Genomic DNA, 13,849 nt, shown 5'->3' on the forward strand with positions numbered 1-13,849 from the left:
CACATCATGCGTATCTGGTCCAGGAACACCGGCCGCGCCGCTCTGGTGGCCGCGAGCGCCCTCGCCGTCGGAGCCGCCTTCGCCACCGCGGTCCCGGCCAGCGCCGACGAGTCGTTCGGCGGCGGCCACGGCGGCCGCGGCGGGGTCGACATGACCAGCGCCGGCAACTTCGGCCTGCTGAACGGCACCCAGGTGTTCGCGCCGATCAGCATCCCCGTCAACGTCTGCGGCAACGCCATCGCGGTCGCCGGGCTCTCGCGTGCCCAGTGCAAGGGCGGCGCGTCCGTCAAGAGCAACCACCGGCAGGCCGACTCGGGCTACCGGACGGCCGGCGACTGGGGCGGCGGCGGCTGGGGCGGCCACGAGGGCGGCCGCGGCGGGGTCGACATGACCAGCGCCGGCAACTTCGGGCTGCTGAACGGCACCCAGGTGTTCGCGCCGATCAGCATCCCGGTCGACGTCTGCGGCAACGCCGTCGGCATCCTCGGCGCGGCCCAGGCCGCGTGCAAGGGCGGCGCGTCCGTCAAGCGGCACGGCGACCCCAAGGTGAAGATGACGAGCGCCGGCAACTTCGGCGCCGCGAACGGCACCCAGGCATACATCCCGGTCAAGGCCCCGATCAACGTGTGCGGCAACGCCGTCTCGCTGCTCGGCCTCGCCGAGGCGCAGTGCAAGGGCGGGGCGACCGTCGAGGAGGGCCACGGCCACAAGGAGCTGCCGCCCACCCTGCGGACGCCCAAGAAGAAGAAGCCGTACAAGCCGTCCAAGCACCGTCCGGCCGCCAAGCACAAGAAGCTGCCCTCGACGATGCGCTCGGAAGGCCAGCGCATCGCGAACACCGCGCCGAAGACCGCCCCGAACTACCGCCGCGCGGACGCCCTGCCCGCCGTCAAAGGGTTCGTGGACGGGCTCAGGCGCACGGTGAAGGTGCCCGGCGTGGACGTCAAGCCCGGCCAGATCGGCCCGAAGGTGCCCGCGGGCAAGGACACGCCCGTCACCCTCGGTTCTCCGATCCTGCGCTGAGCACGTGTCGGCCTGGATGACGATCCGCGGCCGATGAACAGCGGAGAAGGGGCGGCAGACGTGCCGCCCCTTCCCATGCCAGCAGAGTCCCGAGCTATGGAGAGGGAGCCATGCTCGACCGAAAGTCCCTGTTCGCGGCGGCTCTCGCCGCGTGCTGCGCGGTGCCCGTCCTCGGCGCCGTGACCGGGGCGCGGGCCACCGGAACGGCGGCCGCCGCTCCGGCGGCGGCCACCGCCGCCCGGCCCCGGACCGGCGCGATGATCGCCCAGATCCGGATCAGGCGGATGGGCCTGAAGATGGGCGTCCGGCAGGGCGTCACCGAGGCCGTGCTGCGGCGCGGCGTCGGGCACTACCCGGGGACGGCGCTCCCCGGGCGGGAGGGCAACGCCGTCCTGCTCGGGCACCGGACGACCTGGCGCGCCCCGTTCTTCCAGCTCGACCGGCTGCGGCGCGGTGACCGGATCGTCCTGCGGGTGGGCCGCCGGTCCTACGTCTACCGGGTGCGGACCAGGCGCGTCGTCGACCCGCGGGACCGGCGGGCGCTGGAGCCGGTCCCGTTCAAGCGGGCCAGCGCGCCCCACGGCAGGTACCTCACGCTCGTCACCTGCACGCCCAAGGGCTCGGACCGGCACCGCCTCGTCGTCGTCGGCAGGATGGACTCCGGGCGCTGACCCGCGCTCCCGCGGCGGGACGCTGGGACGGTGCGTGCGGCTCGCGCCGCTCAGCGCCCGCCGTAGAGGGCGATCAGCCCGTCGTAGTCGCCCTTGCCGAGCGTGGCGGGCCCGTTGTCGCAGGACGCGAGGGACGGCGTCATCGTGAGCATGCGGTGCTCGGCGCCCTCCACGTGGGAGAGGCCGAAGACGTGGCCCGCCTCGTGCGCCGCGACCGCCTCGGCGGAGTAGCTCCCGGACGGGCACGTCCCGCCGGTCCACCACCGCTTGCCCCGCGCCTGCACGGCCATGTCCGTCTCGACCGTCGTCGGGCCGGAGAACCACGTGCAGGTCGCCGCGAGGACGGGCGCCTCGGCGCTCGGCATGGCCAGCCAGCCGAACGTGTTGACCCGGTCCCGGGTCCCGCACGCGGCCGAGCTCGTCACGTTCGGGGGCCTGCTGCTCTGGCCCGCGTAGCTCTCGGTCACGTCCGGCGAAGGCGTGAAGCGCCCCGTGTTCGTGCAGTCGGTGCGGGCCTCGGGGACGGCGGCCACGCCTCTGGCGATCGGATCCCTCGGCAGCCCGGCCGTGCCGGCGTAGTAGTTCCACCGGACGGCGGTGCCCTTCGGCCACTTGCTGGACTGGGGACGGTACGCGCCGTCCTGGCACGCCTGCGCCGGCGCCCGGAACTGGCGCGGCCTGCCCTGCGGCACCCGGTCGCCGTGCGTCCCGATCGTGATCTCACCCGCCCGGGAGTTCACCCCGATGTGCAGCTCGGCGGCCCCGTCGGTGCGCAGCGCGTACGCGATCAGGGAGGTCCCGTCGGACGGGACGGTCGCCGTGAGGCCGTTCGCGCCGCGCACCGTCCGGCCGCGCAGGTCGCAGTCGGCGATCTTGATCTTCTGCGGCATCGCGCGGGCGGTGAGCGTCCCGCCGGGCTTGCACCAGCTGGGCGGGCGCCGGACCGCGGCGGTCCCGGCGTCCGTGAACGCCGTGCACGCCAGGGCGGCCGCAACCGCCGCCGCCGTGGCCGCCACCGCGGCCGCCCGTGGGGCCGCGAGTGAGGCCGGCTCCGCCGTTGACCGCCGGCCCGGCCGAGAAAAGTCGCGCATATCGGTTCTCCGATGTGTGGGAACGTCCCTCGCAGTCTTCGCGCGGAGCGGGGCCGGGAAAACCGCGCCCGGATAAAATGATCACCATCTTGACAAAGGTGCCATTCGCCAATGAGTTACTTGTGGGTATATGTCGGAAAAGGTGTGATGGAGACCGTGGGGTGGTCGCTGTAAATATGTGGTAAATCGTTCCCTATAGTTCTGCAAACGCGTTTATAGCGACCGTGTCCGGAAAAGCAGCAGGTAACGCGGCAACTCGGGATCAACTGAACACCGCTACCGATAGGCGGGCTCCACCTCCCCCCGGCCCCCCGCCGTCCGGAAGCGTTCACGGAAGCGGAGGTGCTCAACGTGCAGACGCAGACACAGGTGCGGGAGCTCATGGGGATGAGCGTGACCGACACCCATGGGACGAAGGTCGGCACGGTCAAGCAGGTCTACCTCAACGACGACTCCGGTTCCCCGGAGTGGGTGACCGTGCACACCGGCTGGTTCGGAATGCGTGAGAGCTTCGTCCCGCTGTCCGGGGCCCGCAAGGCCGAGGACGCCCTGCAGGTCCCCTACGACAAGGAGACCATCAAGGGAGCCCCGAACGTCGACGCCGACGAGCACCTGTCGCATGCGCAGATCGTGGACCTGTACAGGCACTACGGAGTGCGTCCCCCGGGCGGCCGCCGCACGGGCGGGGAGACGGACACGGGCACTTCCGAGAAGACGGCCGAGAGCGCGGGAACGGCGGGAACGACCGGCACCACCGAGCCGGGCGAGGCCGTCGGCACGCGGGGCGCCGCCGAGACCGCGGGCACCACCGGAACGGCCGGAACCACCGAGGCCGCCGGGACGACGGGGACCGCGGGGACCACGGGCGCCGCGGGAATGGCCGTCCACCCCGAGCGCGGCAAGCGCGGCCCGGCGGGCGAGCGGGCCGGCGGGCGGGCCATGCCGCCCCAGTCGGCGCGCGAGGGCGCCGAGGCGCCGATGACCGAGATCACCCGGTCGGAGGAGCAGCTGCGCATCGGCACCGAGCGGCACGAGGCGGGCCGCGTCCGGGTGCGCAAGTGGATCGAGACCGAGACGGTCGAGCAGACGATCCCGGTCTCGCACGAGGAGATCCGGATCGACCGCGAGCCCATCGCCGGCGGCCGCCCGGACCCGGAGGTGACGATCTCCGAGGCGGACCAGGAGATCATCCTCTACGAGGAGCGCCCGGTCATCTCCAAGGAGACCGTGCCGGTCGAGCGCGTCCGGCTCCGCACCGAGCAGGTGCAGGACGAGCAGACCGTCCGTGGCGAGCTCCGCAAGGAGCGCATCGAGGTCACGCGCGACGACGGCGCCCGCGGCCCCCGTCCCGAGGGGCGCGGGGAGGGCGGCGAGCCCTCGGCGTGAACGCCTTCCGCGTGACCTGACACCGACCACCCCGGATGGCGGAGCGTCCCGCCGGTCGATACTCACCCGCCGGCCGGCGGGGCACCCGCTCCGGCGCTTCGCGGCGGCCGGTCTCCGCACCGGCGCCTGGTGGCCAGGTGTGGCCGACGGGGCCGGAGTTGCGGCATGTTCCGGCGGACGCGCGCGTCCCGGAAGCACGGCGGCCGGACGGGTGGGGCCTGTGCGCCCTCCACCTGTCCGGCCTGCTTTGTTCGGTCCATGATTCAACGTGTGAACTTAGTTCCCGTCAAGCCCTCTTCCATGTTTTCCACAAGGCCGCGGCCGGGCCGATGAAGATCCGTTGACAGCCGCCCGGCGGCGGGGGAGGTTCCAGATGACGTCGCCGGCGCAGGGGTCACGGCCGTCCGGGCGAGCCGTGACCCCTGCGTCCGGCCGTGCGCGGTCCGCCGGGCCGCGCGGCGTCCTTCGGAGCGACCCAGGAGGGACGAGTTGCCACACTCCCGCAGACGTGCCGTCGCCACCCGGATCGGGCGATCACTGGTCGCGCTCGCGACCGTCGCCGCCCTTCCGCCGGCCCTCGCGGCGCGGCCCGCCACGGCCGACGCCCCCCGGCAGGCCCCGTACCTGAACCCGCGGCTGCCCGCGGCGGACCGGGTGAAGGACCTGCTCGGCCGCATGACCCTGGAAGAGAAGGTCGGCCAGATGGCGCAGGCCGAGCGCGGCGCGATCGACGGCGACCGCGACCAGATCACGAAGCTGGCCCTCGGGTCGGTGCTGTCCGGCGGCGGATCGACGCCCGCCGGCAACACCCCCGCGGGCTGGGCGGACATGGTCGACGCCTACCAGTCCAAGGCCCTGGCGACCCGCCTGAGGATCCCGCTCCTGTACGGGGTCGACTCGGTGCACGGCCACAACAACCTCGTCGGCGCCACCGTCTTCCCGCACAACATCGCGATGGGCGCGACCCGCGACCCCGGCCTCGTCCGCCGGGAGGAGCAGATCACGGCCGTCGAGACGAAGGCGACCGGCCCGCAGTGGGTGTTCGCGCCCTGCGTCTGCGTCACCCGCGACCTGCGGTGGGGGCGCGCCTACGAGAGCTTCGGCGAGGACCCGCGCCTCGTGATCCAGATGGAGACCGGCCTGGAGGGCTTCGAGGGACGGCGCGAGAGCGACCTCGCCACGAACCGCCACGTCCTGGCGACGGCCAAGCACTTCGCCGGCGACGGCGACACGGTGTTCGGCTCCTCCACCAGCGGCACGTACACCATCGACCAGGGCGTCACCGTCACCGACCGGAAGCACTTCGAGGCGGTCGACCTCGCGCCCTACGTCGTGGCGGTCAGGAAGTACGGCGTCGGCAGCATCATGCCCTCGTTCTCCAGCGTGGACTGGAAGGAGGACGGCGTCGGCGACCCGGTCAAGATGAGCGCGCACAAGGAGCTGCTGACCGACGTCCTGAAGAAGAAGATCGGGTTCGACGGCTTCCTCATCAGCGACTGGGAGGCCATCCACCAGATCCCGGGCGACTACGCCACGCAGGTCCGCACGTCGGTGAACGCCGGCATGGACATGTTCATGGAGCCCTACAGCACGCCGCAGTTCGTCCAGACGCTGCTGGCGGAGGTGCGGGCGGGCCGCGTGGCGACGTCGCGGATCGACGACGCGGTGAGCCGCATCCTGAAGGCGAAGTTCGAGCTCGGCCTGTTCGAGCACCCGTACACCGACCGCTCCAACGCCGGGACGATCGGGTCGCCCGAGCACCGCGCGGTCGCCCGTGAGGCCGTCGCCAAGTCGCAGGTCCTGCTGAAGAACTCCGGGAACGCGCTGCCGCTGCGCAAGGACCGGCGCATCTACGTGGCCGGGGCCAACGCCGACGACATCGGCAACCAGGCCGGCGGCTGGACGGTCACCTGGCAGGGCTCGTCCGGCCCCATCATCCCGGGCACGACGATCCTGGACGGCATCAGGCAGAACTCGTCCCATGTCACCTACAGCCGGGACGCGTCGGCGCCGACCGCCGGCAGCGACGTCGGGATCGTGGTGGTCGGCGAGAAGCCGTACGCGGAGGGCGTCGGCGACGTCGGCAACGGCCACACGCTGAACCTGTCCGACGCCGACCGGGCCGCGGTCGACAAGGTCTGCTCCGCGATCAGAACCTGCGTCGTCCTGGACGTCGCGGGGCGCCCGCAGATCGTCACCGACCAGCTGGCGAAGACGGACGCGTTCGTCATGTCCTGGCTGCCCGGCAGCGAGGGCGCGGGCGTCGCGGACGTCCTGTTCGGCAGGCGCCCGTTCACCGGCAGGCTCCCGGTGACCTGGCCGCGCAGCGAGGCCCAGGAGCCGATCAACGTCGGCGACCGCGACTACCGGCCCCTGTTCCCCTACGGATACGGCCTGAGGACCCGCGTCCGACCCTGACCGGCGTCCGGCGGCGGGACCGGTCGCCTTCGGGCGGCCGGCCCTGCCTTCATGGCCCCGCAGGTCATCGGCCCGCCCGCCCAAAGCCCGGTTTATCCCGCTTCCGATGGGTGAGGCTGCCTCCAGCGCCCGACGGGCGGTGCACGCTGCTGGATCGGCACAAGGGGAGACCGGGTGGAACGGGAGCCGCGGACGGCGTTCGTCCTCGGGGGCGGGGGCGTGCTCGGCGCGCACGAGGTCGGCATGCTCCGGGCGCTGCGGGAGACCGGCGTCCGCCCCGACCTCGTCGTCGGAACCTCGATCGGCGCGCTCAACGGCGTGTTCGTCGCGGCCGGGCCGGACGCGGCGGTCGAGCGGCTCACCAGCCTGTGGTCGGACGAGTCCGTCCGCGACGTGTTCGGCTCGCCCGTCCTCGCCCGGCTGTGGAGGCTCGCCCGGTCCGGCACGCACCTGCACTCCAACGAGCCGCTGCGCCGCATGCTGGACGAGCTGCTCCCCGTCCCGTCGTTCGAGGACCTGGAGATCCCGTTCCAGTGCGTCGCCGCCGGGATCGAGACCGCGATGGCGCACTGGTTCACCGGGGGCCCGCTGATCCCGGCCGTGCTCGCGTCGTCGGCCGCGCCGGGGCTGCTGCCGCCCGTCCGGGTGGGGGAGCGGCACTACTACGACGGCGGCCTCGTCCACAGCATCCCGGTCAGCCGGGCCGTGATGCTCGGCGCCACCGACATCTACGTCCTGCACGTCGGCCGGATCGAGCGGGACCTCGCGCCCCCGCGCCGGCCCTGGGAGGTCGGCCTCGTCGCGTTCGAGATCGCGCGCCGGCACCGGTTCTTCGAGGAGATGGCGAACCTCCCGGAGGGCCTGACGGTCCACGTCCTGCCCGCCGGGGCCAGGCCGCAGAAGGCGGGGGTCGACCTCACCCAGGTCCGCTACAGGAACGCGTCAGGAATCCAGGCTCACATCGAACGCGCCTATCAGGCATCTTTGAATTACCTGAAAGAGCGAGCGTGAGATGCTGCCACCCCGATTCGTGCGCCGCCTGGTGTGCACGCCCCTGCTGTTCGTCCTGACCCTTCTGGTCGTGGTGCTGTTCCCGGTCGCCTTCGCGGTGACGTCCCTGGCCGGGCGCGAGCGCAAGCGGGCCCAGCGCCTGCTCTGGTTCAGCCTCACGTGGGGGACGCGGGAGACGGCGGCCGTCCTGGAGTGCGGGTGGCTGTGGCTCCGGCGCCGCACCCACGACGACCGGCACTACGACATCATCCGCCGCTATGTCGGCGCCCTCTACGCGTCCGCGCAGCGGCGGCTCGGCCTGCGCGTCGAGGTGGACGGCACCTGGGACGGCACTGGTGACGGCCCTGGGGACGGCTCGGCCGCCGACCGGCCCCTGATCGTGCTCAGCCGGCACGCCGGGCCGGGCGACGCGCTCCTGATCGTCCACCACCTGCTGTCCGAGTACCGGCGCCGCCCCCGGGTGGTCATGAAGGCGCTGCTCCAGCTCGACCCCTGCATCGACATCGCCGCCAACCGGATCCCGAACGTGTTCGTCACCCCGGGCGGCGCCGCGGACGCCGTCGGCGAGCTCGCCGAGGGACTCGGCCCCGGCGAGGCGCTGCTGATCTTCCCCGAGGGCGGCAACTTCTCCCCGGAGCGCCGCCGCCGCGCGATCCGCCGGCTGGCCCGGATGCGCCGCGCGGACGAGGCGGCCCGCGCCGCCGCGATGCGCAACGTGATGCCGCCGCGGCCCGGCGGAGTGCTGGCCGCGCTCGACTCCGCCCCGTCCGCCGACGTGGTGTTCGTCGCGCACTGCGGGCTCGACCACATGGCCACGGCCGGGGACGTCTGGCGGCGCGTGCCGCTGACCGGACCCGTCCGGGCCCGCTGGTGGCGCGTGCCCGCCGAGGACGTTCCCGGCGACCGCGACGCCCGCGTCAGCTGGCTCTACGAGAACTGGGAGCGCGCGGACGCGTGGATCAGCGCGCAGCGGGCGCCCGCGCCGAAGTGACATCATGGACGCATGGGCGATGAGGGGTCCGTGCGGGTCGATCTGTGGATCTGGTCCGTGCGGCTGCTGAAGACCCGCTCGATGGCGTCGACCGCGTGCCGGGCGGGCCACGTCCGGGTGAACGACGAGCGCGCCAAACCGTCCACCTCGGTCAAGCCGGGCGACGTCGTCAGGCTCCGCCACGACGGGCGGGAGCGCGTCGTCGTCGTGCAGAAGACCATCCGCAAGCGGGTGTCCGCGCCCGTCGCGCAGGAGTGCCTGATCGACAGGAGCCCGCCCCCGCCGCCGCGCGAGGCGCTCATCCCCATCGGCCGCCGGGAGCGCGGCGCGGGCCGTCCCACCAAGCGCGACCGCCGCGAGCTCGAACGCGTCCTCGACCGCTACCGCATCCTGAACGAGCCCCCGAAGGACGACTAGGAGCCGGTGGCGTAGCGGCGTTCGGACTCCAGCGCCGACGCCACGTCCCGCGGGTAGGCGCGCCGCGCCCTGAGCAGCAGCAGACCGTTGCCCAGCAGCGGTATCAGCGCCAGCAGGAACACCCGGTCCAGGCCGACGCCCGCCGCCCGGCCCGCCCCGAGGACCCCCGACAGCCAGCCGAACAGCACCGGCGCGGCCGCCTCCCCGGACATGCGGACGATCGTCCGGATGGCCTCCGCGCGCCCCCACAGCCGGAAGTGGACGACGTCCAGCCGCACCGCGTCCAGCGGCGGGTTCGCCGCGGCCAGCGCGGCGGAGGCGAGCGTGAACAGCGGCAGCGCGACCAGCGCCCGGTCGGTGAGCAGCGCGGGCAGGAACAGCAGCGCCGACGCGGCGAACGCCACGCCCGGCACACCGACCCGCGAGGTCACCCGCCCGCCGCGCAGGAGCCGGTCGGCCAGCCGCCCCCCGACCAGCACCCCGGCCAGCGCCGCCGCCCCGGCGACCGGCAGGAACGCCGACAGCCCGCCCTGCCCGACCGCGTACCGCTCCATCACGAAGACCAGCGCGAACGTGCGCATCCCGGCGAAGAAGAAGTAGCCGACCGCGGACGCCAGGATGATGATCACGTTCGTGCGGATGGCGAGCACGTACCGGGCGGCCTGCGCCAGCGTCATCCGCTCGGGGTCCTGCGCCAGGACGTTGCGCGGGTCCGGGCGCACGCCCGCCCGGTCCACCTGCCGCTGCGCGAGCTCCTCCCCGCCCCGCCCGCCGGAGGTCCCCTGCGCGCCGCGCGCCGGCTCGGGCAGCATCCTCCACAGCAGCACGGCCAGCACGAACCCCAGGCCCGCGACGAACCAGAACGAGACCCGCCAGCTCGCGAACGCGGCGATGTTGCCGCCCGCCAGCAGCCCGAACCCGACCCCGACCAGCTCTCCGGCGAGGATCCGCCCGTACGTCGCGGCCCGCTCCTCGGGCGGGAACAGGTCCCCGATCAGGGACGCCACCGTGGGTCCCGCCGTCGCCGTCACCGCGCCCAGCGCCACCCGCGACGCCAGCAGCCACTCGTACGACTCCGCCAGCCCCCCGAGGACCATCGCGGCGCTCCACAGCACCACGCTGCCCGCCAGCAGCGGCACCCGCCGCACCCGGTCGGTGAGCTGCCCCACCGGCACCGTCGCTATCGCGCCGACCGCCGCCGGCGCGGCCGTCAGCACCCCGACCTGCGTGTTGCCGATGTGCAGGGAGCTGCGCAGCTGGTGGACGATCGCCCCGATGACCCCGGTGTCCGCCGCGTTCAGCGCGAGGACGCAGGCCATCAGCACCACGACGCGCGCCCGGCGCCTCCCGCCCAGCCGGTCCGCCAGCGCGGTGCTCATCCGCCTCCACGGCCGCGGGGCCGACGCCGGTGCCATTGCGCTCTAGTGCCCCCGCGCGGCCGGGGTATGTCCCGGCCGCGACCGTGATGACCTGGGGTTCCGCTGTCCGCCCTGCCCCGGCGTCAGTCTCCGCGCGCCCCGGCGGGCGGGGCGATGAGCGCGTACATCAGCAAAATGCACAGCGCGATCGTCAGCACCGACCAGATCGGGAACGCGGCCAGGAACGCCAGGTGCCCGAGGGCGGCGAGGAAGGCGAACACGACCCCGACCACCCGCGCCCACATCTTCCCGGTCAGGATCCCGACGCCGACGACGACCTGCAGGGCGCCGAGGACGAGCCAGTACCAGCCCCACGCGGTGAAGTTGAAGACCAGGATTTGGTTGGAGTTCACGACGTAGTAGCTGTCCTTGAACAAGGCCACCACCCCGTCGATGACGTTGAACGCGCCCACCACCATGGAGAGCACTCCCGCGAAGGTGAGCCATCCGGAGAGCTGGTAGCTCTGGCCCGTCGATACCGATCGGCCCCCGTGGGTCATCCTCGTCGTCATGAGACCTCCCGATCGAGCTGCATGTTCATGTCGAGAAGTCCCCTTTATTGCATATTAGGCAAACCATGCCGCCCAGTTATTTGACGTCCCTTTGAGGCAAATGTGGCGGCGGTGTGCCCCCACCGCCCGCTCCGCCCGCCGGGCTCCGCGGCCCGGCCTCCCAGATTGTGCAATAAGTCTTGCGCAATAGTTCTTGTGCATGTGACGATGGCCGCATGACCGAGCCGAACGACGTGCCCAAGGTGACCGACTCGCGAGTGCTGGCCGCGATGTCGCACCCGCTCCGGCGGCGCCTCCTGGACGTCCTCAAGGTCCACGGCCCGTCCACCGCCAGCACTCTCGCCGACCGGACCGATCAGGCCGTGGCCAACATCAGCCACCACCTGAAGGTGCTCGCCGCCGCCGGCCTGACCGTCGAGGCGCCGGAACTCGCCAGGGACCGCCGCGAACGCTGGTGGCGGCTCGCCGCGCCGGAACTCCGCTGGGTCACCGGCGACTTCGACGACGACCCCGCCCGCCAGGCCGTGGCCGGCGCGGCCGTCTCGCTCGCCCTCGACCGGCAGATCGGCCTGGTCCGCGCCTGGCACGCCGTCCGGGAGCAGCGGGGGGCATGGAACGGCGCGGCCTTCTCCGCCGACACGTGGCTGCACCTCACGCCCGCCGAACTGGGCGAGCTGGAACAGGAACTCCTCGCGCTGCTCGCCCGGTGGGAGCGGCGGGACGTCCCCGACGACGGGCAGCCCCGCGAGCCGGTCTTCCTGTTCGCCCACGGCGTCCCGGCCGAACCGTGACCACCGCCCCGACCGCCGCCGCCCCCGCGCGCGGCGGCCTCGGCGGGCACCGCGACTTCCGCCTGCTCTGGATCGGCCAGGCCACCGGCAAGCTGGGAAGCAGCGTCACCGGCGTGGCCCTTCCGCTGGCCGCGGTCGCCGTCCTCGACGCGAGCACCTTCCAGGTGGCGCTGCTCTCGGCCGCGGCCTGGGCGCCCTGGCTGCTCCTGGGCCTCCCGGCGGGCGCCTGGGTCGACCGCCTGCCGCGCCGCCCGGTGATGCTCGCCTGCGACCTCTCGGCCCTGCTGCTCTTCCTCAGCGTCCCGGCCGCCGCCTGGCTCGACCGGCTGACCGTCGCCCACCTGGCGGCCGTCGCGCTGGGCGCCGGCTGCGCGGGCGTGTTCTTCCAGACGGCCTACCAGGTCTACCTGCCGTCCCTGCTGGACCGCGGCGACCTGGCCGCGGGCAACGCCAGGGTGCAGGCGACCGAGGCCGCCGCCCAGGTCGGCGGCCCTGGGCTGGCGGGGCTGGTCATCCATCTCGCGGGAGCGGTGAACGCCGTCCTTCTCGACGCGGCGAGTTACCTCGTCTCGGCCGCCTGCCTGCTGGCGATCCGGACCCGCGAGGCCCGCCCCGCCCGCGACCGGCGCGGGACGCTGCGGCAGGAGATCTCCGAGGGCCTTCGCTTCGTGGCCCGCGACCCCTACCTGCGGGTGCTGACCCTGTTCTCCGCCGCCAGCAACATCTGCCTGTTCGGGTACCAGTCGATCCTGGTGGTGTTCCTCGTCCGCGAGGTCGGCGTCAGCCCGGCCACGGTCGGCGTCCTCGCCGCCGCGACCAGCCTGGGCGCCGTCCTCGGCGCGGCCGCGGCCTCCGTCCCGTCCCGCCGCTTCGGCTCGGCCCGCACCCTGCTCGCCGCCGAGATGGGCGCCGCGCCGTTCGGCCTGCTGGTCCCGCTCGCCGCACCGGGCGCGGGGCTGCTCCCGGCCTTCGCGGGAGGGTTCGTCATCGCCGCGGGCGTCGCCGCGGGCAACGTCCTCAAAGGGACCTTCCGGCAGACCTACAGCCCCCGCCCGCTGCTCGGCCGGATCACCGTGAGCATGCAGCTGGTCAGCTACGGCACCATTCCGCTCGGCGCCCTGCTGGGCGGCGCACTGGGTACGGCCCTGGGCGTCCGTCCCGCCATGTGGATCACTACGGGCGCGCTGGCGCTCTCAGGGCTGACGCTCCTGGCAGGCCCCCTCCGCCACGACCGAGACCTCCCGTCGAGTCCCGGCTGAGCGCGGGTTCAGCCCGGCGATCCAGGCTTGCGCGCCAGCACGAGCCGTCCCCGCGGACTGCCGTCCGCACGCGTCCCCAAGGCCGCCAACGGGACGGTCGTCACCCCGAACCCGGCCGCTGCCAGATCGCTCCGGAGCGCGTTCAGCGGACAGGTCCGGTAGTACATGACGAACGGGGGACGCCACACCGCGTTCCGGACCCGCATGACCAGATCGAACCCGAGCAGCGCCCAGTACAGGCGGGACATGATGGGCGGCGGCGCCCCCACGGGGAAGGCGAAGAGCCCGCCGGGCCGCAGCGCCCGGTACACCCCGCCGAAGAGCGCGGGCCGCTCCGCGGGCAGCAGGTGCCCGAGCGCCCCGAAGGTGACCGCCAGGTCGAAGGCTCCGTCGAAGGGCAGGGCCCGGACATCGGCCCGCACCCATCCGGCCTCCGGATGAGCCCGCCGCGCCTGTTCGAGCATGCCCGCGCTGAAGTCGACGCCCGCACTGCGCGCATCGCACACCCGTCCGAGCACCCGCATGCCCGCGCCCGTGCCGCAGCACACGTCCAGGCCCTCACCGAACGGCCCGTACGGCAGCAGCGCCTCGGCGGTCGCGTCGAGGACTCTGTCGGGCGTCCGGAAGGGCGTCTCGTCGAACTTCGGAGCCAGCAGGTCGTACCCGCGCTCGACCGACGACAGCGCCTGAACCGCCAACTCCCGCAAGGAAGGGCCCCGAGCCGAGAACACGCCCCAACCCTACTTCCAGGGAGCCGGAAGCCCGCGCCTCACTCCTCGGCGCCGCGCTCGGCGCCCGGGCCAGGTGATCGGAGGGTGAGGAGGGCGCGGTCGGTGACCGCGCCCTCCCTGTCGACGCCCG

At 73.4% G+C, this 13,849-nt stretch carries 13 protein-coding genes; 9 read left to right on the forward strand and 4 right to left on the reverse strand.

The window, feature by feature from the left end; translation table 11 throughout:
• Nucleotides 1-6: 6 nt before the first annotated feature.
• Both ABD944_RS18260 and ABD944_RS18265 read left to right on the forward strand, forming a co-directional pair.
• The gene (locus ABD944_RS18260; protein WP_345177994.1) at nt 7-1,023 is read left to right on the forward strand and encodes a chaplin family protein; all 1,017 of its coding nucleotides are present in this window, start codon (nt 7-9) and stop codon (nt 1,021-1,023) included.
• Nucleotides 1,024-1,133: 110 nt separating this feature from the next.
• Nucleotides 1,134-1,694, forward strand: a complete 561-nt coding sequence (locus tag ABD944_RS18265) for a class E sortase (protein WP_345177996.1) — start codon at nt 1,134-1,136, stop codon at nt 1,692-1,694.
• Nucleotides 1,695-1,744: 50 nt separating this feature from the next.
• On the opposite strand, the gene ABD944_RS18270 is transcribed toward ABD944_RS18265, so the two are convergent.
• Entirely contained in the window at nt 1,745-2,710 is a 966-nt protein-coding gene (locus ABD944_RS18270) for a matrixin family metalloprotease (protein WP_345177998.1), read from the reverse strand.
• A gap of 426 nt (nt 2,711-3,136) precedes the next feature.
• On the opposite strand from ABD944_RS18270, the gene ABD944_RS18275 reads away from it, so the two are divergent.
• The 5 genes from ABD944_RS18275 (at nt 3,137) to ABD944_RS18295 (ending at nt 9,008) form a co-directional block, all read left to right on the forward strand.
• Entirely contained in the window at nt 3,137-4,171 is a 1,035-nt protein-coding gene (locus ABD944_RS18275; protein ID WP_345178001.1) for a PRC and DUF2382 domain-containing protein, read from the forward strand.
• A 489-nt stretch (nt 4,172-4,660) separates the two neighbouring features.
• The gene (locus tag ABD944_RS18280) at nt 4,661-6,589 is read left to right on the forward strand and encodes a glycoside hydrolase family 3 protein (RefSeq protein WP_345178005.1); all 1,929 of its coding nucleotides are present in this window, start codon (nt 4,661-4,663) and stop codon (nt 6,587-6,589) included.
• A 174-nt stretch (nt 6,590-6,763) separates the two neighbouring features.
• Entirely contained in the window at nt 6,764-7,600 is an 837-nt protein-coding gene (locus ABD944_RS18285) for a patatin-like phospholipase family protein (RefSeq protein ID WP_345178007.1), read from the forward strand.
• A gap of 1 nt (nt 7,601) precedes the next feature.
• A complete protein-coding gene (locus ABD944_RS18290; RefSeq protein ID WP_345178009.1) occupies nt 7,602-8,591 on the forward strand; it encodes a 1-acyl-sn-glycerol-3-phosphate acyltransferase in 990 nt (329 codons plus the stop codon).
• 12 nt (nt 8,592-8,603) lie between these two features.
• Nucleotides 8,604-9,008 (forward strand): RNA-binding S4 domain-containing protein, encoded by a 405-nt coding sequence (locus ABD944_RS18295; RefSeq protein ID WP_345178010.1) that lies wholly within the window; start codon nt 8,604-8,606, stop codon nt 9,006-9,008.
• Here ABD944_RS18295 and ABD944_RS18300 read toward each other — a convergent pair.
• Nucleotides 9,005-10,387 (reverse strand): MFS transporter, encoded by a 1,383-nt coding sequence (locus ABD944_RS18300; RefSeq protein WP_345178012.1) that lies wholly within the window; start codon nt 10,385-10,387, stop codon nt 9,005-9,007. The genes ABD944_RS18295 and ABD944_RS18300 overlap by 4 nt on opposite strands.
• A gap of 122 nt (nt 10,388-10,509) precedes the next feature.
• On the reverse strand, nt 10,510-10,938 hold the full coding sequence (locus ABD944_RS18305; RefSeq protein WP_345178014.1) for a DUF7144 family membrane protein: 429 nt from the start codon (nt 10,936-10,938) through the stop codon (nt 10,510-10,512).
• A 215-nt stretch (nt 10,939-11,153) separates the two neighbouring features.
• On the opposite strand from ABD944_RS18305, the gene ABD944_RS18310 reads away from it, so the two are divergent.
• Both ABD944_RS18310 and ABD944_RS18315 read left to right on the forward strand, forming a co-directional pair.
• The gene (locus ABD944_RS18310; protein WP_345178015.1) at nt 11,154-11,729 is read left to right on the forward strand and encodes an ArsR/SmtB family transcription factor; all 576 of its coding nucleotides are present in this window, start codon (nt 11,154-11,156) and stop codon (nt 11,727-11,729) included.
• Nucleotides 11,726-12,988 carry an MFS transporter gene (locus ABD944_RS18315; RefSeq protein ID WP_345178017.1) on the forward strand — a complete coding sequence of 421 codons (1,263 nt, stop codon included), beginning with the start codon at nt 11,726-11,728 and terminating at the stop codon, nt 12,986-12,988. The genes ABD944_RS18310 and ABD944_RS18315 overlap by 4 nt, the downstream gene beginning before the upstream one ends.
• A gap of 8 nt (nt 12,989-12,996) precedes the next feature.
• Here the strand turns inward: ABD944_RS18315 and ABD944_RS18320 are convergent, their stop codons facing one another.
• The gene (locus tag ABD944_RS18320) at nt 12,997-13,686 is read right to left on the reverse strand and encodes a class I SAM-dependent methyltransferase (protein WP_345178018.1); all 690 of its coding nucleotides are present in this window, start codon (nt 13,684-13,686) and stop codon (nt 12,997-12,999) included.
• Nucleotides 13,687-13,849 lie beyond the last annotated feature (163 nt).

The sequence above is a fragment of the Actinomadura verrucosospora genome, from assembly GCF_039540335.1.
GTDB lineage: Bacteria > Actinomycetota > Actinomycetes > Streptosporangiales > Streptosporangiaceae > Spirillospora > Spirillospora verrucosospora.

Coding starts and splice junctions, on each gene's coding strand:
- ABD944_RS18260 (WP_345177994.1), top strand. CDS start 7: ATGCGTATCTGGTCCAGGAACACCGGCCGCGCCGCTCTGGTGGCCGCG.
- ABD944_RS18290 (WP_345178009.1), top strand. CDS start 7,602: ATGCTGCCACCCCGATTCGTGCGCCGCCTGGTGTGCACGCCCCTGCTG.
- ABD944_RS18295 (WP_345178010.1), top strand. CDS start 8,604: ATGGGCGATGAGGGGTCCGTGCGGGTCGATCTGTGGATCTGGTCCGTG.
- ABD944_RS18265 (WP_345177996.1), top strand. CDS start 1,134: ATGCTCGACCGAAAGTCCCTGTTCGCGGCGGCTCTCGCCGCGTGCTGC.
- ABD944_RS18305 (WP_345178014.1), bottom strand. CDS start 10,938: ATGACGACGAGGATGACCCACGGGGGCCGATCGGTATCGACGGGCCAG.
- ABD944_RS18300 (WP_345178012.1), bottom strand. CDS start 10,387: ATGAGCACCGCGCTGGCGGACCGGCTGGGCGGGAGGCGCCGGGCGCGC.
- ABD944_RS18310 (WP_345178015.1), top strand. CDS start 11,154: ATGACCGAGCCGAACGACGTGCCCAAGGTGACCGACTCGCGAGTGCTG.